This window comes from Massilia oculi, from assembly GCF_003143515.1.
Lineage (GTDB): Bacteria > Pseudomonadota > Gammaproteobacteria > Burkholderiales > Burkholderiaceae_D > Telluria > Telluria oculi.
The window spans coordinates 2,496,606-2,523,263 of record NZ_CP029343.1 but is presented as its reverse complement, the minus strand read 5'-3'; the positions used below and the strand labels follow the sequence as shown (position 1 = coordinate 2,523,263).

General features: G+C 66.5%; 21 protein-coding genes and 1 tRNA gene. 16 read left to right on the top strand and 6 right to left on the bottom strand.

All coding sequences use genetic code 11. The annotated features are described in order from the left end of the window. Positions 1-77: 77 nt before the first annotated feature. Together aroKB and DIR46_RS11645 are read left to right on the top strand one after the other, a co-directional pair. Positions 78-1,688 (top strand): bifunctional shikimate kinase/3-dehydroquinate synthase AroKB, encoded by a 1,611-nt coding sequence (gene aroKB, locus DIR46_RS11650; RefSeq protein WP_229446634.1) that lies wholly within the window; start codon positions 78-80, stop codon positions 1,686-1,688. A 10-nt stretch (positions 1,689-1,698) separates the two neighbouring features. Continuing rightward, positions 1,699-2,844: a deoxyguanosinetriphosphate triphosphohydrolase gene (locus tag DIR46_RS11645; RefSeq protein ID WP_109345377.1), complete on the top strand. Its 1,146-nt coding sequence runs from the start codon at positions 1,699-1,701 to the stop codon at positions 2,842-2,844. A gap of 302 nt (positions 2,845-3,146) precedes the next feature. Here DIR46_RS11645 and DIR46_RS11640 read toward each other — a convergent pair whose 3' ends face one another. Continuing rightward, complete coding sequence (locus tag DIR46_RS11640; RefSeq protein ID WP_307719138.1) at positions 3,147-3,662, bottom strand: DUF3224 domain-containing protein; 516 nt, start codon at positions 3,660-3,662, stop codon at positions 3,147-3,149. Positions 3,663-3,785: 123 nt separating this feature from the next. Here DIR46_RS11640 and DIR46_RS11635 point away from each other — a divergent pair, with 123 nt between their 5' ends. After that, positions 3,786-4,607 carry a helix-turn-helix domain-containing protein gene (locus DIR46_RS11635; RefSeq protein WP_109345376.1) on the top strand — a complete coding sequence of 274 codons (822 nt, stop codon included), beginning with the start codon at positions 3,786-3,788 and terminating at the stop codon, positions 4,605-4,607. A gap of 4 nt (positions 4,608-4,611) precedes the next feature. Here DIR46_RS11635 and mutY read toward each other — a convergent pair whose 3' ends face one another. From mutY to mutM, 3 genes are read right to left on the bottom strand one after another with little or no spacing between them, the layout of a single operon-like run. Then, positions 4,612-5,736 carry an A/G-specific adenine glycosylase gene (gene mutY, locus DIR46_RS11630; RefSeq protein WP_109345375.1) on the bottom strand — a complete coding sequence of 375 codons (1,125 nt, stop codon included), beginning with the start codon at positions 5,734-5,736 and terminating at the stop codon, positions 4,612-4,614. Between the two features lie 17 nt (positions 5,737-5,753). Next, positions 5,754-7,652: a dynamin family protein gene (locus tag DIR46_RS11625; protein WP_109345374.1), complete on the bottom strand. Its 1,899-nt coding sequence runs from the start codon at positions 7,650-7,652 to the stop codon at positions 5,754-5,756. Positions 7,653-7,677: 25 nt separating this feature from the next. Next, on the bottom strand, positions 7,678-8,511 hold the full coding sequence (gene mutM, locus DIR46_RS11620; protein WP_109345373.1) for a bifunctional DNA-formamidopyrimidine glycosylase/DNA-(apurinic or apyrimidinic site) lyase: 834 nt from the start codon (positions 8,509-8,511) through the stop codon (positions 7,678-7,680). A 108-nt stretch (positions 8,512-8,619) separates the two neighbouring features. On the opposite strand from mutM, the gene DIR46_RS11615 reads away from it, so the two are divergent. The 7 genes from DIR46_RS11615 to pth all read left to right on the top strand — a co-directional run bounded on the left by DIR46_RS11615 (position 8,620) and on the right by pth (position 14,847). Further along, the gene (locus DIR46_RS11615; protein WP_109347999.1) at positions 8,620-10,491 is read left to right on the top strand and encodes a tetratricopeptide repeat protein; all 1,872 of its coding nucleotides are present in this window, start codon (positions 8,620-8,622) and stop codon (positions 10,489-10,491) included. Between the two features lie 68 nt (positions 10,492-10,559). Beyond that, positions 10,560-11,180: an outer membrane lipoprotein LolB gene (locus DIR46_RS11610; RefSeq protein WP_109345372.1), complete on the top strand. Its 621-nt coding sequence runs from the start codon at positions 10,560-10,562 to the stop codon at positions 11,178-11,180. A 3-nt stretch (positions 11,181-11,183) separates the two neighbouring features. Then, the gene (gene ispE, locus DIR46_RS11605; protein ID WP_109345371.1) at positions 11,184-12,083 is read left to right on the top strand and encodes a 4-(cytidine 5'-diphospho)-2-C-methyl-D-erythritol kinase; all 900 of its coding nucleotides are present in this window, start codon (positions 11,184-11,186) and stop codon (positions 12,081-12,083) included. Between the two features lie 65 nt (positions 12,084-12,148). Beyond that, positions 12,149-12,225 (top strand) — tRNA-Gln (locus DIR46_RS11600). A 145-nt stretch (positions 12,226-12,370) separates the two neighbouring features. Beyond that, positions 12,371-13,321, top strand: coding sequence for a ribose-phosphate pyrophosphokinase (locus DIR46_RS11595; RefSeq protein ID WP_109345370.1), 951 nt, complete (start codon positions 12,371-12,373; stop codon positions 13,319-13,321). A 194-nt stretch (positions 13,322-13,515) separates the two neighbouring features. After that, positions 13,516-14,103 carry a 50S ribosomal protein L25/general stress protein Ctc gene (locus tag DIR46_RS11590; protein WP_071360693.1) on the top strand — a complete coding sequence of 196 codons (588 nt, stop codon included), beginning with the start codon at positions 13,516-13,518 and terminating at the stop codon, positions 14,101-14,103. 159 nt (positions 14,104-14,262) lie between these two features. Then, positions 14,263-14,847: an aminoacyl-tRNA hydrolase gene (gene pth / locus DIR46_RS11585; protein ID WP_071360692.1), complete on the top strand. Its 585-nt coding sequence runs from the start codon at positions 14,263-14,265 to the stop codon at positions 14,845-14,847. Between the two features lie 20 nt (positions 14,848-14,867). Here pth and DIR46_RS11580 read toward each other — a convergent pair whose 3' ends face one another. Next, complete coding sequence (locus tag DIR46_RS11580) at positions 14,868-16,748, bottom strand: DUF3857 domain-containing transglutaminase family protein (RefSeq protein ID WP_109345369.1); 1,881 nt, start codon at positions 16,746-16,748, stop codon at positions 14,868-14,870. 131 nt (positions 16,749-16,879) lie between these two features. Here DIR46_RS11580 and DIR46_RS11575 point away from each other — a divergent pair, with 131 nt between their 5' ends. The 6 genes from DIR46_RS11575 to DIR46_RS11550 all read left to right on the top strand — a co-directional run bounded on the left by DIR46_RS11575 (position 16,880) and on the right by DIR46_RS11550 (position 24,628). Then, entirely contained in the window at positions 16,880-17,929 is a 1,050-nt protein-coding gene (locus DIR46_RS11575) for a lysophospholipase (RefSeq protein WP_109345368.1), read from the top strand. Between the two features lie 150 nt (positions 17,930-18,079). After that, positions 18,080-19,171: a redox-regulated ATPase YchF gene (gene ychF / locus DIR46_RS11570; protein WP_109345367.1), complete on the top strand. Its 1,092-nt coding sequence runs from the start codon at positions 18,080-18,082 to the stop codon at positions 19,169-19,171. A 123-nt stretch (positions 19,172-19,294) separates the two neighbouring features. Continuing rightward, positions 19,295-20,806, top strand: a complete 1,512-nt coding sequence (locus tag DIR46_RS11565) for an AAA family ATPase (protein ID WP_109345366.1) — start codon at positions 19,295-19,297, stop codon at positions 20,804-20,806. A 21-nt stretch (positions 20,807-20,827) separates the two neighbouring features. Next, positions 20,828-22,402: a DEAD/DEAH box helicase gene (locus tag DIR46_RS11560; protein WP_109345365.1), complete on the top strand. Its 1,575-nt coding sequence runs from the start codon at positions 20,828-20,830 to the stop codon at positions 22,400-22,402. 100 nt (positions 22,403-22,502) lie between these two features. Continuing rightward, positions 22,503-23,348, top strand: a complete 846-nt coding sequence (locus tag DIR46_RS11555; protein WP_109347998.1) for an MOSC domain-containing protein — start codon at positions 22,503-22,505, stop codon at positions 23,346-23,348. Positions 23,349-23,497: 149 nt separating this feature from the next. Then, positions 23,498-24,628, top strand: a complete 1,131-nt coding sequence (locus tag DIR46_RS11550) for a GGDEF domain-containing protein (protein ID WP_109345364.1) — start codon at positions 23,498-23,500, stop codon at positions 24,626-24,628. Here DIR46_RS11550 and DIR46_RS11545 read toward each other — a convergent pair whose 3' ends face one another. After that, positions 24,629-26,608, bottom strand: coding sequence for a monovalent cation:proton antiporter family protein (locus DIR46_RS11545; RefSeq protein WP_109345363.1), 1,980 nt, complete (start codon positions 26,606-26,608; stop codon positions 24,629-24,631). Positions 26,609-26,658: the final 50 nt, after the last annotated feature.

Here is a 26,658-nt window from a genome sequence, read left to right as displayed (position 1 = left end):
ATACTGGCCGTCTTTTCATTGGAGCGGGTTTGGTAGTGCCACATCCCAAGAACGACAATATCTTCCTTGTTGGCCTGATGGGGGCGGGGAAGACCACGATCGGTCGATTGCTTGCACGCAAGCTCAATCGCCGCTTCGTCGATTCCGACCACGAGATCGAGGCGCGCACCGGCGCCACCATCCCCTGGATCTTCGAGATCGAGGGCGAGGCCTGCTTCCGGCGGCGCGAAGCGGACGTGATCCGCGATCTCTCCGGCCAGCAGGGCCTGGTGCTGGCCACCGGCGGCGGCGCCGTGCTCAACCCGCAAAGCCGCGCCCTGCTGGCCGAGCGCGGCACCGTGATCTACCTGCGCGCCTCGATCGGCAGCATCCTGCAGCGCACCGCCCATGACAAGAACCGTCCGCTGCTGCAGACGGCCGACCCGCGCGCGAAACTCGAAGAGCTGTGGACCCAGCGCGATCCGCTGTACCGCGAGATTGCGCACCTCGTCATCGACACCGGCCGTCCTAACGTACAATCGATGGTACAGACCATATTGGATCAGCTGGCGGCGCAGGAAACGGCGCGCGCGCGCCGGCTGGCAAGGACATCGATGAACGAACAGGACCACATCACCCTCAACGTCGAACTCGGCGAGCGCAGCTACCCGATCGCGATCGGCCCCGGCCTGCTGGACGACGCCGCGCTGCTCGCGCGCCACATCGGCGGCAACAAGGTGGCCATCGTCACCAACACCACCGTCGCGCCGCTGTACCTGGCCAAGGTGGCCGGCCACCTGCGCGCCGCCGGCCGCGACGTGGTCGAGATCGTGCTGCCGGACGGCGAAGAGCACAAGAACTGGCAGTCGCTCAACCTCGTCTACGACGCGCTGCTGCAACACAAATGCGACCGCAAGACCACGCTGGTGGCGCTCGGCGGCGGCGTGATCGGCGACCTGACGGGCTTCGCCGCCTCGAGCTATATGCGCGGCGTGCCTTTCGTGCAGATTCCGACCACCCTGCTGGCCCAGGTCGATTCCTCGGTGGGCGGCAAGACCGGCATCAACCACCCGCTGGGCAAGAACATGATCGGCGCCTTCTACCAGCCGCGCGCCGTCATCGCCGACACCGCGACCCTGGACACCTTGCCGGCGCGCGAGCTGTCGGCCGGCCTGGCCGAGGTGATCAAGCATGGCGCCATCCTCGACGCGACCTTCTTCGACTGGATCGAAGCCAACATCGAGCAACTGATGGCGCGCGAGCCGCAAGCCATCGCCCATGCGATCGCGCGCTCGTGCGAGATCAAGGCCGACGTGGTGCGCAAGGACGAACGCGAGGGCGGCCTGCGCGCGGTGCTGAACTTCGGCCATACCTTCGGCCACGCGATCGAGAACGGCCTGGGCTACGGCGAGTGGCTGCACGGCGAGGCGGTCGGCTGCGGCATGGTGATGGCGGCCGATATGTCGGCGCGCCTGGGCCTGATCGAACCGGCCGCCGTGGAGCGCGTGCGCGCCCTGGTGCGCGCCGCCGGCCTGCCGGCCGTGGCGCCCGATCTTGGCGAGGCGCGCTGGATCGAGCTGATGGAAGTCGACAAGAAGAACGAGGGCGGCGAGATCCGCTTCATCCTGCTCAAGCCGCTCGGCAGCCCGTCGATCACCACGGCGCCGCTGGACATCCTGCGCTCGACGCTGGCGGCGTGCAGCGGCTGAGGGGCGATTGATGAACGCGACGCGCAGCTTCGACGACGGCCTGGCTCCCTTTGCTGCGCACTCGTCGCAGTCGCGCGGCCGGCGCCACCTCGAGCCGGGACCGGGCTCGCGCAGCGAATACCAGCGCGACCGCGACCGCATCATCCACTCGACCGCCTTCCGCCGGCTCGAATACAAAACCCAGGTGTTCCTGAACCACGAGGGCGACCTGTTCCGCACCCGGCTGACCCACAGCATCGAGGTGGCGCAGATCGGCCGCACGCTGGCGCGCAGCCTGCGCCTGAACGAAGACCTGGTCGAAGCCACCGCGCTCGCGCACGACCTGGGCCACACGCCCTTCGGCCACGTCGGCCAGGACGTGCTCAACGACTGCATGAAGGATTTCGGCGGCTTCGAGCACAACCTGCAAAGCCTGCGCGTGGTCGACCACCTCGAAGAGCACTACGGCGCCTTCGACGGCCTGAACCTGACGTTCGAAACGCGCGAGGGCATCCTCAAGCACTGCTCGCTGAACAATGCGCGCCAGCTGGGCGAGCTGGGCCAGCGCTTCATCGAGCGCAGCCAGCCCAGCCTGGAAGCGCAGCTGACCAACCTGGCCGACGAGATCGCGTACAACAACCACGATATCGACGACGGTTTGCGCTCCGGCCTGCTGACCATGAAGCAGATGGAAGAGGTGGAGCTGTTCGCGCGCCTGCGCCACCAGGTGGAGCTCCAGTATCCCGGACTGGCGGGGCGGCGCGCGCTGTACGAGACGATCCGCCTGATGATCACGGCGATGACGGCCGACCTGGTCGAGACCTCGGCCCAGCGGATCCTGGACGCGGACCCGCGGACCATCGACGACGTGCGCGCCGGCCCGCCGCTGATCCGCTTTTCGGACAAGATGCGGGCCGAGACCACGGCCCTCAAGCGCTTCTTGTACGCCAACCTGTACCGCCACTTCCAGGTCAACCGCATGCGGGTGAAGGCGAGCCGCATCGTGCGCGAGCTGTTCCAGGCCTTCCTGGACGACCCGGTGCTGCTGCCGAACGACTACCAGGTCGAGGGCGACCCATCGAGGCAGGCGCGCAAGATCGCCGACTACATCGCCGGCATGACCGACCGCTACGCGATCCGCGAGCATCGGCGCATCTTTTCTCTCGATCATTTCTGAACCGCCTGCCCGGCTTCCGCTACTGGCCGAGGATGGCAGGCAAGTTTGAAAGCAAGATATCGAGTGTGGACGGCGCACGGGCGCGCTGGAATGTAAGCTCTTCCATTCCAGGAGTCCACCATGAGTTCAAGACTTTTGCCGGCCTCACGCCGAAGGCCTTTCACGTGGCCTGCAGCGCCGGGCGCCTCCTTGAGGCATCCAGCTGTCACCAGACGTGGTGCTGCCGCGGCGCAGTGCGTCCGATCACAGGCGATCGCGTGCGCGTCAACGCCGCAACGTCGGGAAACCGCGTGCGCAGCCGATCAGGGAAGAACGTAATCCATCGTGTAGCTGTGCTTGCCGTTGTCGATCTCGATCGTCATCGCGCCACGCAATCCCGTCAGCTCACCGGTGCCGGAATCGGGGACGACCATCAGTACCAGCGACGATGCCCCGCGGTCCATCGTGCCGCTGTGCTGCAGTACGAAGCTGCCTGTGCGACCGTGCAATGTCCCTGTCACGCGTTCCAGTGCAACATAACCGGCCGAGCCTTGCACCTGGGTGCGAATCGCCAGCATTTCGCCGAGGCTGGCTGCGGCCAGGTCGCCCTGGAATTGCTTGTCGATCGTCATGCGACTGAGCTCTGCCGTTTCGATTCCGGGCGCTGCGGCTTGCGGTGTCAGCTTGACGTTGAATGATCCTGTCGCATGCATTCTTGCCATCTCTTTCATTGCGGTCGGTGATGCGGCTGCATCGTCATGGGATTGCGCATTGGGTAGCGGGCCGAGCACCAGAACCAATGCTGCCAGGCAGGCCAGTCCGTCGAGTCGTACAGGCATCGTTATCATTCCAGTAAGATATGACGGCGAGCAACTGAGCCGCGGAGACATGACTATAGCAAGGGCGGGAACACCGATGATAGGAAAAACGCGACAGGCAAACGCCTGGGGCGGTGGCGCGCAATGAGCGGCAAGCCTGGCGAGCCGCGCGGCGTACTGCGCCGGCAGGGCGCACATGGCCGGTTCCAGCACGAACGCCGCCTGCCGTCGTCAGGGCTGGCCGGCCTGGTCGAGCTTTACTGGTACGTCAGTTGGGACCAGCGCTTGCTGCCGCCGCAGCTGCAGGCGACGCTTCCCCATCCCAATGTCCATCTGGTGGTCGAAAGGAATGCATCGACGCTCTACGGCGTGCAGACCGAGCGCTTCGAGCGCTGTCTCGAGGGCCAGGATGTCGTCTTCGGCATCAAGTTCAGGCCGGGCGGTTTCCATCCCTTCCTGCAAGCACCCGTAGCGACGCTGGCGAACCGCTCGCTGCCTGCGCAAGACGTGCTCGGGATTGCTTGCGAGTCGCTGGCGCCGCGGATCGCCGCCTGCGCCACCGTGGACGCGATGACGGCCGTGGCAGAGGCCTTCCTGCTCGAGAACCTGCCCCCTCCCGATCCTGACGTCGCGCGCGCCGGCGCGCTCGTGTCCGCCATTGCCGACGACCTCGGGATCACCTCGGTGGACTGTCTGATGGCCACGGCGGCGATCGACAAGCGTACCCTGCAACGGCTATTCCAGAAATACGTCGGCATCGGCCCCAAATGGGTGATCAAGCGCTATCGCCTGCATGAGGCGATCGCGCGGATACAGGACGGCGCGCCCGTGGACTGGGCCGCGCTCGCGGCGGAGCTGGGATACTTCGATCAGTCCCATTTCGGACGCGATTTCCGCGCCCTGGTGGGACAGTCGCCGACCGGATATGCGCAGTCCCTGATCGCGTCGGCAGCGGACGACGAATAATTGATCAGCCGAACAGGCTGGGCTGCGCCAGGTCCAGCAACAACTTCTTGACCGGCGCCGGCAGCGGCGCCTCGCCGATCGTCTCCAGCGGCCACCAGACGTGGCCAGGCGCCAGCTCTGCGCGCGTCGCCAGCGTCACCGCGAACGGCGCGATGTGCAGCTTGTAGTGGGTGAAGACATGCACCAGCGGGCTCAGTGGCCGCACTTCGTCGATCGTGCCGAATGGTCCTGCGGCGACAGCAACGTCCGAGGTACAGACCAGCGCCTCATCCTCATCCATCGGCACGTGTCCACCCACTTCCGGCAGCGACAGCAGGCCGCCCCAGATGCCGGTTGGCGGGCGCTGTTCCAGCAGCACTTCACCGCGGTCGATGACCACCAGCAGCGCGGTGCGCTTTTCCGGCGTCGCCTTCTTTGGTTTACGCACCGGCAGTTCGGCGGTGCGGCCGGTGGCGAAGGCGACGCAGCGCGCCTGCAGCGGGCAGCGGCCGCAGTCGGGCCGCGAGCGGGTGCACAGGGTGGCGCCCAGGTCCATCAGGCCCTGGGTATAGGCCTCGATGGCGCCCGGGTTGCCGGCCACCTCGGGCAGCAGGGCGTCGGCGCGCCGCCACAACGCATTCTCGATTGGCTTGAGGCCCGGATAGGCGTCGATGCCGAACACGCGCGCGAACACGCGCTTGACGTTGCCGTCCAGGATGGCGGCGCGCACGCCGCCCGAAAACGCCGCGATCGCCGCCGCCGTCGAGCGGCCGATGCCGGGCAGGTCGGCCAGCAGCGCCGGGTCGCTCGGGAACACGCCGTCGTAGTCCTGCACCACGCGCTTCGCGCAGGCGTGAAGATTGCGCGCGCGGGTGTAGTAACCGAGGCCGCTCCAGTGGGCCATCACGTCCTCCGAAGGCGCTTCGGCCAGCGCGTGGACGGTCGGGAAGCGTTCCAGGAAGCGGGCGTAATAGCCCAGCACCGCGGCGACCTGCGTCTGCTGCAGCATGATTTCGGACAGCCAGACGCGATAGGCATCCTGGGTGTTTTGCCAGGGCAGGGTGTGGCGGCCATGGCTGCGCTGCCAGTCGATCACGGCCTTGGAGAAGGTCGGATCGGCCAGTTGGTCGAACTCGGTGAGGCGTTTCATGCGGTGTCGTGTGGGCGCTAGGCCTCAAGTAGGGTGGTGACGCCCGCCGCGACGGCGGCCAGGCGGGTGCGCGTGGTCTCGAGCTCGGCCTGGCCGTGCTCGAAGGCGCCGATTTTCTGTTCCAGGCTGTCGCTGGCGTCGTGGATGCGCTGGACCGTGGCCTGGCGCTGGCGCAGGCTGTCGCGGTGCTGGCGGATCTGCGCTTCCAGCGGCGCGTTGGCGACCTTCAGCCAGGCTTCGACGTCGGCGTTGGCGGCGCGGTAGACGCGCCGCACGCGCGAGGCGATCGAATCGAAGAAGCGCTCGAGCAGCGTCGCGCGGCTGGTCATCAGCAGGGTCGCGGTGCCGAACTGGCGCTCGAACAGCGTTTCGATGGCATCGATCTCGTCGACGTGGCGCGTCAGCGACAAGGCTTGCGGCAGCGCCAGCGACAGGCCGTGTTCGGCCGCGAAGCGGCGGTGCATGGCGTCCATCATGGACTTGATCTCGTCGACCTTGGCGCAAGCGTCGAGCAGGCCGGCGCGCGCGCCGGCGAAGTAGTTGCGCACCGGCGCGCGCATGCCGGTGGCGAAGCGCGCGGCCGACATCGCGGCGCGCACCGTCTCGGTCCGGTCCTGCAGGCCGTCCATGCCGACCAGGGTGTACAGCTCGGTCGACAGGCGCGTGAACACGGCGCGCGTGCCCTGCAGCTTGAACAGGCCGGCGTCGAATTCCTTCTTCTCGGCCTCCACCCGGCGCACCATGTGGGCGATCATGCCCTGGTTCTTGCCGCGCAGGCTGCGCAGCTCCTGCAGCTGCTCGACCAGCTCGCGCAGGCGCGCCGCCATCAACACCTGCTGGCCTGCCGCCAGGATCTCGAGGTCGGCCCGCAGCTGGCGCGCGTTGATCGCGCGCCGCGCCGGGATCAGCTGGTGGAAGAGGGCCGATTCGAGCGCGCCCAGGCGGCTGCGCTCGAACAAGTCCATGTCGCCGCCGATGCGGCCGACGAGCGCCTTGTGGGCCGAGACCGGATAGACCTGGCCGGCGTCCAGCCCGAGCAGGCGCGCGACGTCGTGCTGCTGGCGCGCGATCTCGGTTTGCACGGCTACCGGGCTCTTGAGCTCGTCCCACATGGCGTCGATCTTGTTCAGCACCGCCAGGCGGCCCGGCCCGGCGCCGATATGGGTGCGCCAGACCTCGATGTCGCTGCGCGTCACGCCGGTGTCGGCGGCCAGCACGAACAGCACCGCGTGCGCGTTCGGGATCAGGTTCAGCGTCAGTTCCGGCTCGGTGCCGATCGCGTTCAGGCCTGGCGTGTCGAGGATCACCAGGCCCTGCTTGAGCAGCGGATGCGGCAGGTTGATGATGGCGTGGCGCCAGCGAGGGATCTCGATGCCGCCGTCCGCAACGACGCTGTCGGCCAGGTCGGGATCCTGCGGATCGAACAGGCCGTAGCGCTCGGCCTCTTTCACCGGTACGTGGCGGGTCTGGCTGACCTGGCGCAGCGTCTCGTGCATCGCGTCCGGATCGTCGAGGTCGAGCGGCACAACGGTCCAGGCGCCGGGATCGTCGCGGTAGTCGCCCAGGGACAACTGGCCGGCGCGGGTTTCGATCGGCAGCAGGCGGATGCAGGGCGGCAGCTGGGCATCCCACAGCAGCTCGGTCGGGCACATGGTGGTGCGGCCGGCGCTGGACGGCAGGATGCGCTGGCCGTAGTCGGCGAAGAACAGGGCGTTGATCAGCTCGGTCTTGCCGCGCGAGAACTCGGCCACGAAGGCGACCGACAGCCGGTCGTCGCGCAGGCGTCCGAGCGCGCGCGCCAGCACCTGTTCGCCGGCGGCGTCGATCAGTCCGGCTTCGCGCAGGGCTTTGCCGTAAGCTTCGAGGCTGGCGGCAACGCCGGCCCGCCACGCTCCATACTGTTGTAGATCCTGCATCTTTCTGCCCGTAGCCCTTATGTCCCTAGCGCTGGCACTGCGCGCAATAGAAAGTCGAGCGCTGGCCCTGCTTGATCTGGCGGACCGGCGCCTCGCACTGGCGGCAGGGCACACCAGCACGATCATAGACGAAATATGTCTGCTGGAAATATCCAGACTGGCCATTTACAGCAATAAAGTCACGCAGGGTACTGCCGCCCTGGACGATGGCGGCGGCCAGGATCTCGCGGATCGCTTCGGCCAGCCGGTCGTAGCGCGCGCGGCTGATGCGCGAGGCCGCCGTCCTGGGGCTGATCCCGGCGCGGAACAGGCTCTCGCAGGCGTAGATATTGCCGACGCCCACCACGATGTCGCCGGCCAGCAGCACCTGCTTGATCGGCGCGCTGCGGCGCCGCGTTTCGCGATGCAGCAGGGCGCCATCGAAGTGCCCGCCGAGCGGTTCCACGCCCAGGCCGCGCAGCAGGATGTGCTCTTCCAGGTCGCCATCCTCGTTGGCATGCCACAGCACGGCGCCGAAGCGGCGCGGATCGTGCAGGCGCAGCACCTGCACGCCTTCCGGGCCATTGACGACGAGGTCGAAATGGTCGTGCTTGCGCGGTTCGATGCCCGGCGGCAGTACGCGCAGGTGGCCGGACATGCCCAGGTGGATGATCAGTGTGCCGTGCTCGAAATGGATCAGCAGGTATTTGCCGCGCCGGCCGGTGGCCAGGATGCGGCGGCCGGCCAGCAGCGCGCCCAAGCCGGGCGGGAAGGGCCAGCGCAAACCGTCGCGGCGGCAGACGACCTGCTCGACCACGCGGCCTTCGATATGGGGCGCGACACCGCGCCGGGTGACTTCTACTTCTGGCAGTTCAGGCATGGGGGAGACGAATCGTGTAAAGTCGGGTTGCCGTCGCGGCTGGGCAGCCTGCGGGCCGGGCTGGCGCCAGGAATCCTGACGCAGCTCATGCGCGGCAGGCGCCTGCGCATGAGCGTAGAATCAAATCAAAACATCAACTCGGATTTTGGACTTGCTTTGAAAAACGCTTTCGCCATTGTAACCGTCTCCGGGCTGCTTGCAGGCCTGCTCTCAGGATGTGCTGCCTCGCCGCAACAGCAGTCGCTCGCCGCCGGCGGGCAGGCCGAGTTCGGCCAGCAGCAATCCGCGCAGCAAGAGGCCGAGCTGGACGAGGAAGAGCTGGCGGCCAAGCAAAAGGCCGAGGAAGAAGCGCGCCTGCCCAAGGTCGAGCTCACGCCCGTCATGCTCGAGCAGCTGATGAAGGCGGAATTCGCGTTTCGCAACGGCGACTGGCAGGGGCCTTATCTCACCGTCTACAACCTGGCCCAGCGCACCGGCGATCCGCGCCTGGCGCGCCGTGCGGCCGAGATGGCGGTGGCCGCCAAGCAGGCCGACGACACCCTGGCCGCGGTGCGCCTGTGGTACCGGCTCGACCCGGAATCCGACGAAGCGACCCAGTATTTCGTCGGCATGGCGGTCACGTCCGACAAGATCGCCGAACTCGAACCGATTTTCGAGCAGCGCCTGCGCGAGGCGACACCGGCCCGGCGCGGCGTGCTGCTGTTCCAGGTCCAGCAATTGCTGGGCCGCGCGAAGGACAAGGAAGCGGCGATCGCCATGCTCGAGCGCCTGATCGCGCCCTACGACAACACGATGGAAGCGCGCGTCGTGCGCGCCCAGATCGCGCTGGTGAAGGGCGACAAGGCGCTGGCCCGCAGCGAAGCCCAGGCGGCCCTGGCCATCAAGCCCGACGCCGAGATCGCCCTGCTGATGCTGGCGCAGGTGACCGAGGACGAGGCGCAAGTGGTGGCCTTGATGCAGAAATTCCTCAAGAGCTATCCGAAGGCGAGCGATGTGCGCGCCGCCTATGCGCGGGTGCTGGTCAACCGCAAGGATTATCCGGCTGCGCGGCGCGAGTTCGAGCTGCTGGTCAAGGCCCAGCCCGACAACGTCGCGCATCTGTATGCGCTGGGCATCCTGGCCACGCAGATGAACGATGCCCTCGGCGCCGAACAATATTTCACGCGTTTCGTGGAAGTGCTGGGGCGCAATCCGGACGACGAACGCGATCCTTCGCGCGCGCTGTTGATCCTGTCGCAACTGGCGGAGGAGCGCAACGACCTGGTCGGCGCCCTGCAATGGCTGGACAAGGTGCCCGAAGGCACGGATGCGCAAACCCGCTTCAATACCCAGCTGCGCCGCGTCCACCTGGTCGGCAAGGGCGGTGACCTGAACAGCGCGCGGCGCCTGCTGGCCGAGATCAAGACCGACGATCCGGCGCGCCAGGCCCAGCTCATGGCGGCCGAGGCGCAACTGCTGCGCGACGCCAACCAGCTGCAGGAAGCCTATGCGGTGATGGAAGCGGCCACCAAGCGCTTCCCGAAGAATCCCGACCTGCTGTACGACTTCGCGCTACTGGCCGAAAAACTGGGCAAGGTCGACGTGATGGAAGCGCAATTGCGTGAGGTGATGGCGCAGGCGCCCGACAATCACCATGCCTACAACGCCCTTGGCTATTCGCTGGCGGAGCGCAGTGTGCGCCTGCAGGAAGCCTACGGCCTGATCGCCAAGGCGCTCGACATGGCGCCGGACGATCCCTTCATCATGGACAGCATGGGCTGGGTCCATTATCGAATGGGTAACCTGGCTGAAGCCGAGAAATTCCTGCGCCGCGCCTACGGCCTGCGCAAGGACCCCGAGATCGCCGTCCACCTGGGCGAGGTGCTGTGGCAGAAGGGCGATAAGTCGGCGGCCGAGAAGCTGTGGCGCGAGGCGCGCGCCAAGGATCCGCAGAACGATACGCTGCGCACCACGCTGGCGCGGTTGCGGCCTGCCTTGTGAAATAATCCAGCCTGGCGGCGGACCGCATAGCGCTGTCCGCCGCGTTTGTCCAATTTCCGATCGTTCCTATGCCACTGACCCGACGTCTCACCCTGCTCGCCGCCGCGTGCTCCTTCGCTGCCGCGCTTGCCGGCTGCGCCACCGGCACCGCCAACCTGTCCACCGCCACCGTCGGCGACTACCGCGACACCATCGACCTGTCGGGCAAGCTGTCGGTCAATTACCAGAAGGATGGTAGGCAGGAGTCGATCACCGGCAATTTCAACTGGGACCAGCGTCCCGAGGCGATCGACGTCACCCTGATTTCTCCGCTGGGCCAGACCGTGGCCACGATCAATGTCACGCCCACTTCCGCGACCCTGGTCCAGGGCGGCCAGGAGCGCACGGCGGGCGACATCGACAGCCTGACCCAGCAGACGCTGGGCTGGCCGCTGCCGGTGTCAGGCCTGCGCGACTGGCTGCAGGGTTATGCGCTGGACGCGCAGGGGCAGCGCTTCCGCGCCTCGCCGGCCAATAATAGTGTGACGACCAGGGATGGCTGGCGCCTGCGCTTCGTCGAGTGGCAAGATCCGGCGACCGGCGACCCGGCGGCAAGCCAGCCGGCGCCGCGCCTCATCCAGGCCGAGCGCGCCGCCTCGGGCGACATCACGGACCTGGCGATCCGCATCGTCATCCTGCCGGCAGCCTGATCCATGCGTTCGCTGCACGATTGCCCGGCTCCGGCCAAGCTCAACCTGTTCCTGCACGTCACCGGCCGCCGCGCCGATGGCTACCACCTGCTGCAAAGCGTATTTCAGCTGATCGACCGTGCCGACCGCTTGCATTTCGACTTGCGCGACGACGAGCAGATTCGCCGCACCAACGACGTACCGGGCGTGCCCGAAGACCAGGACCTGGTCGTGCGGGCGCTGCGCCTGCTGCAGGCCGAGTTCGCGCGCCGCCATGGCCGGCTGCCGCCGGGCATCTCGGTCCGGGTGGACAAGGTCTTGCCCATGGGCGGCGGGCTCGGAGGAGGATCGTCGGATGCGGCCACCGCCTTGATGGCGGCCAACGCGCTCTGGCAAGCCGGCCTGAGCCGCGAGGAACTGATGGCGCTGGGCCTGCCGCTGGGCGCCGACATCCCGTTCTTCCTGTTCGGCGAAACCGCGTTCGCGGAAGGCGTGGGGGAGGCCTTGCAGGCGGCGCCGGGGCCGGATTGCTGGTATGTGGTGATCGAACCGGGGGTCGCGGTGCCGACGCCCGCAATTTTTTCTGCGCCGGATTTGACAAGAGATTCAAAGCCCGTCAGAATAGCGGACTTTTCCAGCCACACCGATTCATGCACTACGGTTGGGTTTGGGAAAAATGATTTGCAGGACGTGGCGATGCGCCTGTTCCCGCCGGTAGCAGAGGCGGTTGAATGGTTGAGCAGCCATGGCGATGCCAGGATGACTGGCTCAGGGGCGTGCGTGTTTTGCGCGTTCTCCAGCGAAGACGCTGCCGACCAGGTGTTGGCGCAAGTGCCGGGCAAATGGACGGCATGGAAGGCGAAGTCGCTGAAGACACACCCGCTGATGAAATCGCTCTTGCAAAATCAGGGAGTTATAGAATAAAATACTGCCTGTCGCGGCGCTGAGTAGCAAGTTGAAGTTCCAGCGACAAGCAGTAAAGATCGTGTAGGGGAATCGCCAAGCTGGTTAAGGCACCGGATTTTGATTCCGGCATACCAAGGTTCGAATCCTTGTTCCCCTGCCAAAGTTTTCTTGTTCTGTCGATGCGGATGCGTCCAGCAAGAAGATCGCGATGCGGTGCCGAGCGCCACGTCAGCATGCTAATCAGCCGGTACATCCGGCTGATTGTTTTTCTACCGTACAAACGCTTTTTACCTTTTGGGACTCCCATGGCTTACGAAAACCTGATGGTTTTTACCGGCAATGCCAATCCGGCACTAGCAGAGGGGGTCGCAAAAAGCCTCGGCATTCCTCTCGGTAAAGCAGTCGTCTCCAAGTTCTCCGACGGCGAAGTCATGGTCGAGATCAACGAGAACGTGCGTGGCAAGGATGTCTTCGTCCTGCAATCGACCTGCGCCCCGACCAATGACAGCCTGATGGAAATCATGCTGATGGTCGACGCCCTCAAGCGCGCCTCGGCCGGCCGTATCACCGCCGCCATCCCTTACTTCGGTTATGCCCGCCAGGACCGCCGCCCGCGTTCGGCGCGTGTCGCGATCTCGGCCAAGGTCGTCGCGAACATGCTGGAAGAAGCCGGCGTCGAGCGCGTCCTGATCATGGACCTGCACGCCGACCAGATCCAGGGTTTCTTCGACATCCCGGTCGACAATATCTACGCATCGCCAATCCTTCTGGGCGACCTGCAGAAGCGCAACTACGACGACCTGCTGGTCGTGTCGCCTGACGTCGGCGGCGTGGTGCGCGCACGTGCCCTGGCCAAGCGCCTGGGCTGCGACCTGGCGATCATCGACAAGCGTCGCCCGAAGGCGAACGTGTCGGAAGTGATGAACATCATCGGCGAAGTCGAAGGCCGCAACTGCGTGATCATGGATGACATGGTCGACACCGCAGGCACCCTGTGCAAGGCCGCCGAAGTGCTCAAGGAGCGCGGCGCCAAGAAAGTCGTTGCCTATTGCACGCACCCGGTCCTGTCCGGCCCGGCGATCGATCGCATCGCGAACTCGCCGCTGGACGAACTGGTCGTCACCGACACCATCCCGCTGAGCCCAGCCGGCGCCGCTTGCGGCAAGATCCGCCAGCTGACCTGCGCACCGCTGCTGGCCGAGACCTTCAAGCGGATCGTCAAGGGCGACTCGGTGATTTCGCTGTTCGTCGACTAAGCAATACAGTCGCTGTTTTTCGCGGCGCGCCTGGCTGAAACAGCCGGCGCGCCGTTGTAGCATCAGGATTTCTTGAGCGCGCAGCCTTGGCGCTCGTTCTTGACCGTCCCTGGTCGCGGGGATGGTCGCCACTGGGCAACCGGGCCGTGGAATTTTCTGCGGCATTCGGGCCCGATTTATTTTTGGAGTTTCACATGAAAGTAGTCGCATTCAACCGCACTCAGCAGGGGACCGGAGCGAGCCGCCGCCTGCGCAACGCTGGCCAGACCCCAGGCATCATCTACGGTGGCACCGAAGCCCCGGCACTGATCGCCCTGGACGGCAACGCGTTGTACCACGCGCTCAAGAAAGAAGCATTCCACGGTTCCGTGCTGGACCTGGAAATCGACGGCAAGACCCAGCAAGTGCTGCTGCGTGACTTCCAGATGCACGCATACAAGCAACTGGTCCTGCACGCTGACTTCCAGCGCGTCGACACCTCGAAGCCGATCCACACCAAGGTCACCCTGCACTTCGTGAACGCCGAAGTCTCGCCAGCCGTCAAGCTGAGCGGCGCCATCGTGTCGCACGTGCTGAACGAAGTCGAAGTGTCGTGCCTGCCAGGTCAACTGCCAGAGTTCATCGAAGTCGACCTGTCGAAGCTGGAAGCCGGCCAATCGATCCACACCGGCGACCTGGTCCTGCCAGAAGGCGTGACCGCGCTGACCCACGGCCAGAACCTGACCATCGTCACCACCTCGATCCCACGCGGCGCAGCGACTGCTGAAACCGCTGCTGAGTAATATCGGCTGAGGGCGCCGCTTCGGTGGCGCATCGATAAAAAACCCGTCGTGGCTTGCCCGGCGGGTTTTTTGTTTTGGGTTGGCCTGCACCGAACGTCGTTGTGTACGCCAGCTGGCCCGTTTGAGCGATAATCGCGTTTTCTCCAAAGAACACCACGCATGTCCATCCGTCTGATCGTCGGCCTCGGCAACCCTGGCCCGGAATACGAACAAACCCGCCACAACGCCGGCTTCTGGCTGGTCGACAACCTGGCCAACAGCCTGCCGGGCTGCCGCCTGCAGCGCGAATCGCGCTTCAACGCCCTGGTGGCCAAGACCTCGATCTCGGGCAACGACGTCTGGCTGCTCGAGCCGCAGACCTTCATGAACCGCTCCGGCCAGTCGGTCGGCGCGCTGGCGCGCTTCTACAAGATCAACCCGGACGAGGTGCTGGTCGTGCACGACGAACTGGACCTGATGCCCGGCGTCGCCAAGCTCAAGAAGGGCGGTTCCTCGGGCGGCCACAACGGCCTGAAGGACATCACCGCGGCCCTCGGCACCCAGGAATACTGGCGCCTGCGCCTCGGCATCGGCCACCCGCGCAGCCTCAACCTGCAACAGGGCGTGGCCGATTTCGTGCTGCATCGCCCGCGCAAGGAAGAACAAAGCCTGATCGAGGAATCGATCGACAAGAGCCTGCGCATCATCCCGCTCGCCTGCGAAGGCAAGCTCGACGTGGCGACGATGCAGTTGCATACGGCCTGAGGCCGCGATCTTCATCCAGTTCATCCTCCCCGCACCACGACCTGCGAGCGCAGGTCGCGCAGCATGCGCTCGAGCGCCGGCCGCATGCGCCGGTAGTCGTCGGGCGAACAGGTGGCCGCCGTGTGCCTGAACTTGAGCTGGCGCTTGACCGTCACCAGCGCGCCGCGCCGCTGGTAATGCGAGCGGTAGGCGAAGTTGGCATCGATCACCTTGATGGCGCGCGGCAGGGCCAGCACCTGCGCGCGCCTGGGCAGGTGGAAGCGTAGTTCATCCTCGGCATCGATCGCCGGACAGACGAATTCCTGGCGCCGCTCGGGTTCCTGCGTGAACGCGAACACGGCGTCGCCCAATCCTCCCCAGAAGTTATACGTGGTGGCCAGCCCCGTCGGCCCCGGCAGTTGCGTGAAGCCGCTGCTGGCGCCGCGCAGCGACAGGGTATAGTCGTCGGCCTCGCCTTCGGTATCGCCCGGCTCCAGCACGCCACCGCCCTGTTGCCCCAGCCCTTGCAGCATGCGTTCGACGAAGCGGTCGCGTTCTGCCGCCGGCGTGGCGCGCACCACGCGGCGGTAGGGCTCGGCCTGGGCGCCGCTGCTGGTGCGCGTGACCCTGAAGCGGCTGCCGCCGTCGGGTTGGATGTCGAACTGGGTGAATGTGCGGCTGCGCGCCTGCTGGAAGAAGGGGACCATCGCGAACTCTCCCGAGCGCGCCAGCACCGCCGGCTTGCCGAGCAGCGCCGCGGGCAGGAAGCCGCCCGCCACCGATTCGGCGGTCGGGTCGAGGTACAGCTGCAGCGAAGGAATATAGACGATCGCGTGATTGAGCACGCCCAGCGTGGGCACGCCGGGCAGGCGATAGGCGTCGCCGTTATTGACCAGCGCCACCGTGCTGTCGATGCCGGAGCTGGCCAGCAGCGCCTCGAGCAGTGTTGCATGGTCCTTGCAGTCGCCATAGCGGTTGGCCAGCACGCTGGACGCCGCATGCGGCACCACGCCGCCGGGGCCGAGATAGACGCCGACGTAGCGCACGTTCTTGCGCACCCAGTCGGAGAGGGCGATCGCGCGGGCGCGGCGGTCGACGGTAGTGCCCGTGATGCTGGCCGCCAGCGCCGCCACCGTGTCGTCGGGCAGCGCCTTGCCGGCGGCGCGCTCCTGGTAGGCGCGCGCGAAGGCGGCGTAGTCGGCGAAGGTCGAGACCGCGAGCCGCTTGCCGTAGTCGAGATAGCTGACCGAATCGGCCTCGAGCCGCGCATTGTCGCCGTCGACGTAGCGCCAGGCGTAGCGGCGCTTGCCGGGCGCGGGTGCGGGCATGCTCATCGTGGCAATCGCCTCGAAACCGACCGCGTCGGCGTGCAGCGGCATCGAAGCCGGCATGTCGTAGACCAGGCGGAAGTCGCGCTGGCGCTGGAAGCGCGCCGAGGTCAGGTCTTCGAAGTGGCCGGGAAACAGCGGCGTGTGGCGCCGCGCGACGTAGCGCACCGCGACCTTGTCGCCCGCTTCGACGTCGGGGAAGACGACGATCTTGAGCCGCGTGTCCTGGAACATCGGGGCGTCGAGCGAGGCGGCTTCTTGCTGGTCGCGGATCTGGTGCGGCTGCACCGCCAGGCGCCGGCCGTCGGCTTTCTCGGTATGCGCCTCGACGGACACGACTTCGTCGAGCGACTGGTTGTAGCCGATGTAGAACTGGGCATGTTCGTGCAGCGCCGCGCGGTTGACGATGGTCTTGGCCAGTTCGACCGTGAGCGTGTAGGCGCCGCTGGCGTCGACGACGAAATGCTGGACGTGGCGGTCCACCACCACCGAGCGGTCGGTGCCGCTGTCGGCCTCGAGCGCGCTTGCAGACGCAGGCAGGCCCAGCAATGGACACAGAAGCAGACACAGCATGACGACGAAGCGCAGGGGCATGGCATTCTCCGGACACGCGACCGGCCCATGTTACGCAGCAGTACGGTGACAGGATTGATCGGGCGCAAGCGCATGCTTCCTGCGATAATTTCGGCATGAAGGCGCTCACTTTTCATGCCGGGCCATTGGCCATGGCGCAGATTGCAGAACATGGCTTGCGGGCCCGCGACGTGGCCATCGTGCCCGCCGCGGCGGGCGGCCCCAAGGGATTGATCTTCCAGTCGCTGGACCAGTGGATGTTCGGCGAATGGTTCCCTTCGGCCCCGCGCGAACGCACCCTCATCGGCGCCTCGATCGGCGCCTGGCGCATGGCGGCCGCCTGCCAGAAGGATCCGGCCAAGGCTTTTGCCCTGCTGGGCGAGCTGTATGCGGGCCAGCGCTACACGAGCCTCAAGCCCACGCCGCAGGACATCGACGCGGTCGTGCAGGCCCTGCTGGGCGAACTGGTGCGCGGGCATGAAGACGACATCGTCAACCACGAGCACTACCGGCTGCACCTCTTGACCGTGCGCGGGCTGCGTTCACTGGCGGCGCCGGCGCACCGCTATGCCGAGATGCGCGGCTTCCTGTCGGCGGCGCTGCACAACGCCGGCTCGCGCGCCTGGCTGGGGCGCCTGATGGAGCGGGTGGTGATTGGCGATGCACGAAGCCAGGCGCCATGGCTGCGCGAGCGCTTCGACAGCTTCAACACGCACTTCTCGACGCTCACGCGCGACAACCTGGCGGCCGGATTGCTGGCTTCGGGCACGCTGCCCTTGATCATGAAGGCGGTGACCGGCATCGCCGAGGCGCCCGCCGGCAGCTACTGGGACGGCGGCATCATCGACTATCACCTGGCGCTGCCGTATTCGCGCGCCAGGGGCGAACTGGTGCTGTACCCGCATTTCACCGAGCACATCGTGCCGGGATGGCTGGATAAGGGATTCCCGTGGAGAAGGGCGGCGCGCGGCGCCAATCGTGGCTGGCTCGACAACGTGCTGCTGGTGGCGCCGTCCGACGAATTCCTGCGCACGCTGCCGCGCGGGAAACTGCCGGACCGCGCCGATTTCAGGTTCTATGGCCTGGATCACGATGCCCGTGTGCGCACCTGGAAGCGGGCGATCGGGGAAGGGGAGCGGCTGCGCGACGAGCTGGCCGAATTCGCCCTGCGGCCGGAGCTGGGGCGCGTCAAACCGATCTAGCTTGTCACAGTAGAAACCAACCATTGCAACGGGCACGGAAAGCGCCGTTTTTTGCGGCAGTCAAGCCTGTCCGGGTTACAATGCAGGGTTTAGGGCGGTCGATCGATCGCTCGCGCTCACCGCGCGCTTACCGAATTAGGAATAGTATCCATGACCCTCAAATGCGGCATCGTCGGCCTGCCCAACGTTGGCAAATCCACCCTGTTCAACGCACTGACCAAGGCCGGCATCCCGGCTGAGAACTACCCGTTCTGCACCATCGAGCCGAACGTGGGCGTGGTCGAGGTGCCGGATCCGCGCATCGACGCGCTCTCCGCCATCGTCAAGCCGGAACGCGTGGTCAAGGCCATCGTCGAATTCGTCGACATCGCGGGCCTGGTGGCCGGCGCGTCGAAGGGCGAGGGCCTGGGCAACCAGTTCCTGTCGCACATCCGCGAAACCGACGCCATCGTCAACGTGGTGCGCTGCTTCGAAGACCCGAACGTGATCCACGTGGCCGGCAAGGTCAGCCCGATCGACGACATCGAAGTCATCCAGACCGAACTGGCGCTGGCCGACATGGGCACCGTCGAGAAAGCCATCCACCGCGAACAGAAGAAGGCGCGCTCGGGCGACAAGGACGCGGCCAAGCTGGTCGCCCTGCTGGAGCGCCTGATGCCGCACCTGAACGAAGGCCAGCCGGTGCGCACCATGGGCCTGGACAAGGAAGAGATGGCCATCATCTATCCGCTGCACCTGATTACCGCCAAGCCGGCGATGTTCGTGGCCAACGTGTCGGATACCGGTTTCAAGGATAACCCGCTGCTGGACCAGCTGACCGAGTTCGCCAACAAGCAGAACGCCCCGATCGTCGCCATCTGCGCCGCGATCGAATCGGAAATCGCCGAGATGGACGATGCCGACAAGGTCGACTTCCTGAACGATATGGGCATGGACGAGCCGGGCCTGGATCGCCTGATCCGCGCGGCGTTCAAGCTGCTGGGCCTGCAGACCTATTTCACCGCCGGCGTGAAGGAAGTGCGCGCCTGGACCGTGCCGATCGGCGCCACCGCGCCGCAGGCCGCGGGCGTGATCCATACCGACTTCGAGCGCGGCTTCATTCGCGCGCAGACGATTTCGTATGACGACTTCCTCACCTACAAGGGCGAGGCGGGCGCCAAGGAAGCGGGCAAGATGCGCGCTGAGGGCAAGGAATACATTGTCAAGGATGGGGATGTGCTGAACTTCCTGTTCAACGTCTGATCCACCGGGCGCGCACTGCGCCCGACCCGACGCAAGCCCTTCCTTCCGAAGGGCTTGTTGTTTTTTGGCTTATACAAAAACAATAAGGCATGCCGTCTGGATACGGTTGAGCTACAGGAAAACATGAACGATACAGTCCAGAACCGCTTGCTGCCCTTGCCGTACTGGCGCGCCGCACTGGCCGAAGTCAGCCTGCTGCATCCCGAGGTGGCGCCCGACAGCAAACCGATCGCGCTCGCGGAAAACGACGGCGCGTGGCGGGTCGCGCAAGCCGCGCCCGACCTGGCGAGCTGGATCGAGGCGCAGTTCAATGCCAGCAAGCTGGAACGGGGCGGCCGCATCCCCTTCGTGCTGATTCCGGCCCGCCTGGCGCTGGAAGCGAGCCATGGCGCCAAGCAGGACGGCGCCGAGCTGCACAAGGGCGCCTCGGTGCTGTGCATCCCCTGCCTGCTGGATCGCCAGGGCGGGCTGTCGCCCGATCCCGAGCGCATGCCGTGGATTCCGCGCGAGCTGCTGGAGCCGACCCTGCAGCGCACGTCGGTCGGCGCGCTGGCCAGTGTCGACGCATTCATCGGCGCGCTGCCGGAGCAGGCAACCGGCATGGGCGATACCTTCCACGTGGCGGCGCGCCTGTTCGAAGCCGTGACGGGCGCCGGGCTGCCCGGGCTTTCCGCAATGGCGCCGGCCGGGTCAGGCCAGCGGCTGCCGGATTTCGTGCTGGACGAGCACCGCCTGGTGTCGGGCTGGCACGGCATGCCCTACGAGCCGCCGATCGTCGCGCGGCATCTCCTGAAGCTGTACGACCGGATCGTCGCCGAGGGCCCCCCCACGCCGCTGCTCGACACCTTGCGCACCATTGCCGACCGGCCGGCGCGCGCGCCGCTGCCGCTGCAGCAGACCGCGCCGTATGACGGCCAGACGGTCGGCCACATGCATCCGCTTCACCACTTGTCGCCGTCCCAACGCACGGCGATGGTCGAATTGCAGCGCCTGGGCGAGGGACAGATCCTGGCGGTGAACGGGCCGCCCGGCACCGGCAAGACCACCTTGCTGCAAAGCGTCGTGGCCCAGCTCTGGGTCGATGCGGCCCTGGCCGGCGGCGATTGCCCGCTGATCGTGGTTGCCTCGACCAATGTGAAGGCGGTCGAGAACGTGCTCGACAGCTTTGCGAAAATCTCGGCCGAGACCGGGCATCGGCGCTGGCATCCCTACGGGCGCGGCTTCGGGCTGTTCCTGGCGTCCGAATCGCGCCAGACCGGGCATCCGGTCTGCACCGGCAAGAGCCACCCCTTCGAGGAGTTCGAGACGCCGGAAATGCTGGCGGCGGCGGAGCGCCATTATCTCGACTGCGCGGCGATGCATTTCAGGCGGCGCGGCGATGGCGTCGGCACCGTGGTCCACGACCTGCACGCCGAACTGAAAGCGCTGGCCGCCCGCCTCGACACGCTGGTGGCGGCGCGCCATACGCTGTTCCATGCGCTCGGCCAGGATGTCGACGACGGCGCCGTCGCCTCGTACCGCGCCTTGCTGGCGACCTTGAATGAGGAACTCACGCGTTGCCGTGAACAGCTGGCGCAGCTGCGCGCGCGCCTGGACGAGAGCGAGCAGGCCGCCGACGCCGCTTTGCGCGCCTAAGAGGCGCGCCGCGACGACATCATGCAGGCCGAGAAGTCATGGGCGGCCTACCTGGCCGACGCCTCGATCTGGCTCGACCTGTTCAGTTTCGTGCCGGCCGTGCGCCGGCGCCGCATGGCGCGCGACCGCCAGGTGTTGATGGCGCATCCGCTGACCGCCGACCTCCGGCACCGCGCCGACGGCGTGCCGGGGCATTTCCATACACTCAAGAAGGAAGCGCTGCAGCGCAAGAACGATACCGTGGCCGAGCTGCTCGCCTTGAAAGGGGAGCTCGCGCGCCAGGGGGACGAGGTCAAGCAGGAGATGGCGCGGGCCGAGACGGAGCGCTCCCGCATCACCAGCGCCTTCGCCGCCTGGCGCGACGTGGCCGGCGACGATCCGGAACTGCTCGACGCCAGCCTGTCCAACCTGAACGAACACCTGGACAAGAAGGTACGCGCGCGCATGTTCGCCGTCGCCGACTGGTACTGGTCGGGCCAGTGGATCCTGGAAGTGCGGCACCGCATCAGGAGCGGCATCAAGGATACGAAGGGGCGCAGCAAGCTCGAAGCCAAATACCGCCGCTTCGCCAAGCTCGCTCCCTGCCTGGTGTCGAACTTCCACATGGCGCCGTCGTTCTTCACCGCCTGGGAAGGCGAAGACATGCCGTTCTGGAACACGATCGACCTGCTGGTGGTGGACGAGGCGGGGCAGGTCTCGCCCGATATCGGCGCGCCGATGTTCGCCCTGGCGCGGCGCGCGCTGGTGGTCGGCGACACCTTCCAGATCGAGCCGGTCTGGAACAGCGGTGAAGCGACCGACCGCGCCAACGCCGTCAAGTTCGGCCTGGCGCCGGCCTTCCACGACCCCGCCTACGACCGCCTGGAGCAGGGCGGTTATGCATCGGCCAGCGGGAGCCTGATGCGCATCGCCAACCGCAGCTGCATGGTCCAGCAGTACGAGGACGTGCGCGGCCTGATGCTGACCGAACACCGCCGCTGCGTGCCGGAACTGATCGATTACTGCAACCGGCTGATCTACGAGGGCCGGCTCGAACCGAAACGCGCATCGCTGTCGCCCGCCAAGCGAATCCTGCCGCCATTCGAACTGATCCACGTCGGGGGCAGGGATGCGCGGCGCGGCGGCAGCCGCTACAACGAGCTCGAGGCGGCCGCGGTCGTCGACTGGATCAAAGCCCACCGCGAGACCATCGAACGGCATTACCTCGATGACGCCGGCAAGCCGACGCCGATCTGGCAACTGGTGGGCATCGTGACCCCGTTCGCCGCGCAGGCGGGCGCCATCGAGCGGCGCCTGCGCCGCGACATGCCGGACCTGCTGCGCAAGGACAGCCGCCTGACGGTCGGCACCGTGCATGCGCTGCAGGGCGCCGAGCGCGCCATCGTGCTGTTCTCGCCGACCTATGGCGAGAATTTCAATGGCGGCGCCTTCTTCGACCAGAAGCCGAACATGCTGAACGTCGCGGTATCGCGCGCCAGGGACAGCTTCATCGTCATCGGCAACCGCAAGGTGTTCGATGCAGGCCGGACTGCGCTGCCGTCCGGCCTGCTGGCGACGTATCTGGTGGAACGCAGCCGCGAGACGGTCGAGGGCTGACGCAAGGGGAGGGCGGATTCCATCGAATCCGCCTTTCGGAATGGTGCCGGCAGCGCCGATTGCTGCCATACTGATGGCTTCCCACCATCCCGATCACAGCATGGCCACCGTCTCCGAGCTCCTCCTTTATCCGATCAAGTCCTGCGCCGGCCTGTCCGTGCCCGAAGCGACGCTTGCCCTCGACGGACTGTCGGCAAACGGCGTGCATGACCGCGAATGGATGGTGGTGACGCGCGAAGGCCTGTTCCTGACCCAGCGCGAATACCCGCGCATGGCGACCATCGCGCCGCGGGTCGAAGGTGACGATCTGGTGGTCGAGGCCCCCGGCATGCAGCCAATCCGCCTGGCGCTGGCGCACGACCTCCAGGCGCCAACGCTCGAAGTGCTGATCTGGGACGACCACGTCCTGGCCGCCGACTGCGGCGACAATGCCGCCGCCTGGTTCTCCGACGCCGTCGGCGCCCCATGCCGCCTGGTGCGCTTCCACCCCGACGTCGTGCGTCCGAAGATCAGCCCATGGACCGGCGGCCTGCCCGCCGCCGCACGCTTCTCGGACGGCTACCCGATCCTGCTGATCGGCCAGTCCTCGCTCGACGACCTGAATGCCAAGCTGACAAGCGCCGGGCGCGCCGCGCTGCCCATGAACCGCTTTCGTCCCAATATGGTCGTGGAAGGCATCGACGCCTTCGAAGAAGACTTCGTGGAGACTTTCAGCGATGGCGAGATCAAGCTGCGTCCTGTCAAACCCTGCGCCCGCTGCCCCATCCCATCGGTCGACCAGGCCACCGGCATCCCCGGCCCCGATCCCCTCGACATCCTGCAGACCTACCGCGCCAACGCCCGCATGGAAGGCGCCGTCACGATGGGCATGAACGTCATCGTCCAGGACGGCATCGGCCGCACCCTGCGCGTGGGCCAGGAACTAAACGCCGAGCTTGCTTTCTAAGCACCAGGACAGGCCAAGCGCCGGCGACACCGCGACAGTGTCGCAAAATCGCCCATTCCCGCGTCTTCCACGATATTGACAAGCGGTTTTTCATATCCAAGCAAGAGTGGATGGCGTAATGTTACGGTTATTGCTGAAAGGAATGCTCCATGCATGAGCCGAGCGCGTCGACGCGAGAACTGATGGCGGAAAACGAGACCTTGCGCGCGCGCATGGCGTACCTGCTCGAGCAGGCCGAACGCAACCACGAAATCATGTGCCGCCACCAGGCCTTCGACCTGCAGATCGTGGGCGCCGGCAGCTTTCCGGAGCTGGTCGGCACGATCTTCCGCACGCTGCCGGTGATCTCGGAACTGGACACCGTCACCCTGTCGCTGGTCGACCCGGATGCCGACATCTATACCGTCATGCACCGACTGGGCGTCGATTTCGAGGGGTTCCCCAACCTGATGTTCTGCGAGCATGCGGTGGAACTCGGCTTCGACATGTCGCCCGAGCGCCGTCCGCGTCCGATCCTGGGCGCCTATGCGCCGTCGCAGCACTGCGCCGTGTTTCCGCATCCGCCCGCCGGCCTGCAGAGCGTGGCCCTGGTGCCGCTGCTGCGCAATACGCGCCTGATCGGCAGCCTGAACCTGGGCAGCACCGACCCGACCCGCTTCACGCCGAACCTGGGCACCGATTTCGTCGAGCACATGGGCTCGATCATCGCGATCTGCCTCGAAAACGTGATCAGCAACGAGATGCTGAAATACATCGGCCTCACCGATTCGCTCACCGGCGTCTACAACCGCCGCTACATGGACCGCCGCCTGCTCGAAGAGATCGCGCGCGCCCGGCGCCAGGGCTATCGCCTGTCCTGCATGTACATCGACATCGACCACTTCAAGCGCGTCAACGACACGGTTGGCCACCAGGGTGGCGACGACGTCCTGCGCGAGGTGTGCGGCCGCATCAAGGCAGAGTTGCGCATGTCGGATGCGCTGGGCCGCTTCGGCGGCGAAGAATTCGTGGTGCTGCTGATCGACGCCGACCTGGAAAGCGCGAGCACCGTCGCGCAGCGTATCCGCGCCAGCGTGGCCGCCGAGCCGGTGAGCCTGAGCAGCGGCGAGCGGGTCGACGTGACGGTGTCGATCGGCGTCGCCGCGCTATCGGCGCAGTTGTCCGATCGTGCGCGCGACAACGCGATCGAAGGCGTCGCGCAGGAACTCGTGGCATCGGCCGATGCGGCGCTGTACCAGGCCAAGGCCGGTGGCCGCAACAAGGTCGTCACGTTCGCGTAATCACAACAATCTGTCCTCGGCCCGGCTGACCGCCTCGCCATCCCCGCGCACCACCACCACGTCGCCCTCGGCCAGCACCACATCCGGCCCGGGCTCGACGTCTTCCCCGCCACGCCGCAGCGCCGCCACTTCCGCCGCCACATCGCCAAGCCCCAGGTCGGCCAGGCTGCGGCCGACCGCGCCGGCCTGTGCGTGCAGCCGCACCGAATGCAGCCGCACATGCCCTGGCTCGAGATCGGCGCCATTGTCGCCGGCCCCATGGAAGTAGCCGCGCAAGGCAGCATAGCGTTCCTCGCGCGCGGCCTGCACGCGGTGCACCACGCGCCGCAGCGGCACGCCCAGGGTCACCAGCGCGTGCGAGGCCAGCATCAGGCTGCTTTCCAGCGCCTCGGGCACCACTTCGGTGGCGCCGGCCGCCTTCAGCATGTCCGTGTCCCGATCGTCATAGCTGCGCACGATCACCGGCAAGCTCGGGGCCAGCTCATGGACCAGGTTCAGCACCTTCAAGGCCAGCCGCGTGTCGGCGAAGGTGATCACCAGTGCGCTGGCGCGATTGACGCCGGCCGCGACCAGGCTTTCGCGGCGCGCCGCGTCGCCGTACGAGACGGTGGCGCCGGCCGCCTGCGCTTCTTGCACCCGTTCCGGATCGAGGTCGAGCGCATGCCATGGCTGCGCCTCTTCCTTCAGCAGGGCGGCCAGGCGCTGGCCGTTGCGCCCGAAGCCGGCGATGATCACATGGTTCTGGGTCTTCATGGTGCGCGTGGCGAGCTTGGTCAGCTGCAGCGACTGCGTCATCCACTCGTTGGCCGCCAGCTTCATCACGATCCGGTCCATGCTGGCGATGACGAAGGGGGCGAGCAGCATCGACAGCACCATCGAGGCCAGCACCAGCTGCATCACGAACGGGTCGACCAGCTTCGAGCCGGAAGCGTGATTGAGCAGCACGAAGCTGAATTCCCCCGCCTGGGCCAGCGCCAGGCCGGCGCGCATCGCCGTGCCAAGGGATGCCCCGAAGCCGCGCGCGAGCAGCGCGATCAGGCCGAACTTGAGCAGCAGCACCGACGCCAGCAGGAGCAGCACCAGCCACCAGTGCCTGGCCACCATCCCCAGGTCGAGCAGCATGCCGATCGTGATGAAGAACAGCCCGAGCAGCACGTCGCGGAACGGCTTGATGTCTTCTTCCACCTGATGCTTGTACGGGGTCTCGGAGATCAGCATGCCGGCGACAAAGGCGCCGAGGGCCAGCGACAGGCCGGCCTGCTCGGTGATCCAGGCCGCGCCCAGGGTCACCAGCAGCAGGTTGAGCATGAACAGCTCCTGCGAGCGGCGCTTGGCGACGATGGTGAACCAGCGTCCCATCAGCTTCTGGCCGAAGAACAGCAGCAGGGCCAGCACCAGCGCCGCCTTGGCCGCTTCCACCCCGAGCGTGATCGCCATGTCTTCCGGATCGCGCGCCAGCGCCGGGATCATGATCAACAGCGGCACCACCGCCAGGTCCTGGAACAGCAGGATGCCGACGATGCGCCGCCCATGCTCGCTTTCGAGCTCCAGCCGCTCGGTGAGCAGCTTGACGACGATGGCGGTCGAGGACATCGCCAGCGCGCCGCCCAGCGCGAAGGCGGCCTGCCAGCCGAGCGGAATGCCGGGCAGGGCCCAGGCCACCAGCAGTCCGATCCCCATGGCGGCCACGATGGTCGACACCACCTGGGCCAGGCCCAGCCCGAACACGATGCGCCGCATCGATCGCAGCTGCCCGAGCGAGAACTCCAGGCCGATCGAGAACATCAGGAACACGACCCCGAACTCGCCCAGCGCATGGGTGGTCGGGCTGTCTTCGGCCAGGGCCAGGGCGTGGGGGCCGATCAGCACACCGACGGCGAGGTAGCCGAGCATCGGCGGCAGATGAAGGCTACGGAAGGCGACCACGCCCAGGACGGCGCAGCCCAGAAGGAGGAGGGTGAGTTCGAGACCGGAATGCATTGATGCGATGCTGGGATAAATGGCAAAAATGTTGATCTTATGGCACTAGC

Coding starts and splice junctions, on each gene's coding strand:
- DIR46_RS11640 (WP_307719138.1), bottom strand. CDS start 3,662: ATGCCTGTACGACTCGACGGACTGGCCTGCCTGGCAGCATTGGTTCTG.
- mutM (WP_109345373.1), bottom strand. CDS start 8,511: ATGCCTGAACTGCCAGAAGTAGAAGTCACCCGGCGCGGTGTCGCGCCC.
- DIR46_RS11615 (WP_109347999.1), top strand. CDS start 8,620: ATGAGCGTAGAATCAAATCAAAACATCAACTCGGATTTTGGACTTGCT.
- DIR46_RS11625 (WP_109345374.1), bottom strand. CDS start 7,652: ATGCAGGATCTACAACAGTATGGAGCGTGGCGGGCCGGCGTTGCCGCC.
- DIR46_RS11610 (WP_109345372.1), top strand. CDS start 10,560: ATGCCACTGACCCGACGTCTCACCCTGCTCGCCGCCGCGTGCTCCTTC.
- DIR46_RS11590 (WP_071360693.1), top strand. CDS start 13,516: ATGAAAGTAGTCGCATTCAACCGCACTCAGCAGGGGACCGGAGCGAGC.
- mutY (WP_109345375.1), bottom strand. CDS start 5,736: ATGAAACGCCTCACCGAGTTCGACCAACTGGCCGATCCGACCTTCTCC.
- DIR46_RS11555 (WP_109347998.1), top strand. CDS start 22,503: ATGGCCACCGTCTCCGAGCTCCTCCTTTATCCGATCAAGTCCTGCGCC.
- ispE (WP_109345371.1), top strand. CDS start 11,184: ATGCGTTCGCTGCACGATTGCCCGGCTCCGGCCAAGCTCAACCTGTTC.
- DIR46_RS11565 (WP_109345366.1), top strand. CDS start 19,295: ATGAACGATACAGTCCAGAACCGCTTGCTGCCCTTGCCGTACTGGCGC.
- DIR46_RS11580 (WP_109345369.1), bottom strand. CDS start 16,748: ATGCCCCTGCGCTTCGTCGTCATGCTGTGTCTGCTTCTGTGTCCATTG.
- DIR46_RS11575 (WP_109345368.1), top strand. CDS start 16,880: ATGGCGCAGATTGCAGAACATGGCTTGCGGGCCCGCGACGTGGCCATC.
- DIR46_RS11560 (WP_109345365.1), top strand. CDS start 20,828: ATGCAGGCCGAGAAGTCATGGGCGGCCTACCTGGCCGACGCCTCGATC.
- DIR46_RS11545 (WP_109345363.1), bottom strand. CDS start 26,608: ATGCATTCCGGTCTCGAACTCACCCTCCTCCTTCTGGGCTGCGCCGTC.
- DIR46_RS11635 (WP_109345376.1), top strand. CDS start 3,786: ATGAGCGGCAAGCCTGGCGAGCCGCGCGGCGTACTGCGCCGGCAGGGC.
- aroKB (WP_229446634.1), top strand. CDS start 78: ATGGGGGCGGGGAAGACCACGATCGGTCGATTGCTTGCACGCAAGCTC.
- pth (WP_071360692.1), top strand. CDS start 14,263: ATGTCCATCCGTCTGATCGTCGGCCTCGGCAACCCTGGCCCGGAATAC.
- DIR46_RS11550 (WP_109345364.1), top strand. CDS start 23,498: ATGCATGAGCCGAGCGCGTCGACGCGAGAACTGATGGCGGAAAACGAG.
- DIR46_RS11595 (WP_109345370.1), top strand. CDS start 12,371: ATGGCTTACGAAAACCTGATGGTTTTTACCGGCAATGCCAATCCGGCA.
- DIR46_RS11645 (WP_109345377.1), top strand. CDS start 1,699: ATGAACGCGACGCGCAGCTTCGACGACGGCCTGGCTCCCTTTGCTGCG.
- ychF (WP_109345367.1), top strand. CDS start 18,080: ATGACCCTCAAATGCGGCATCGTCGGCCTGCCCAACGTTGGCAAATCC.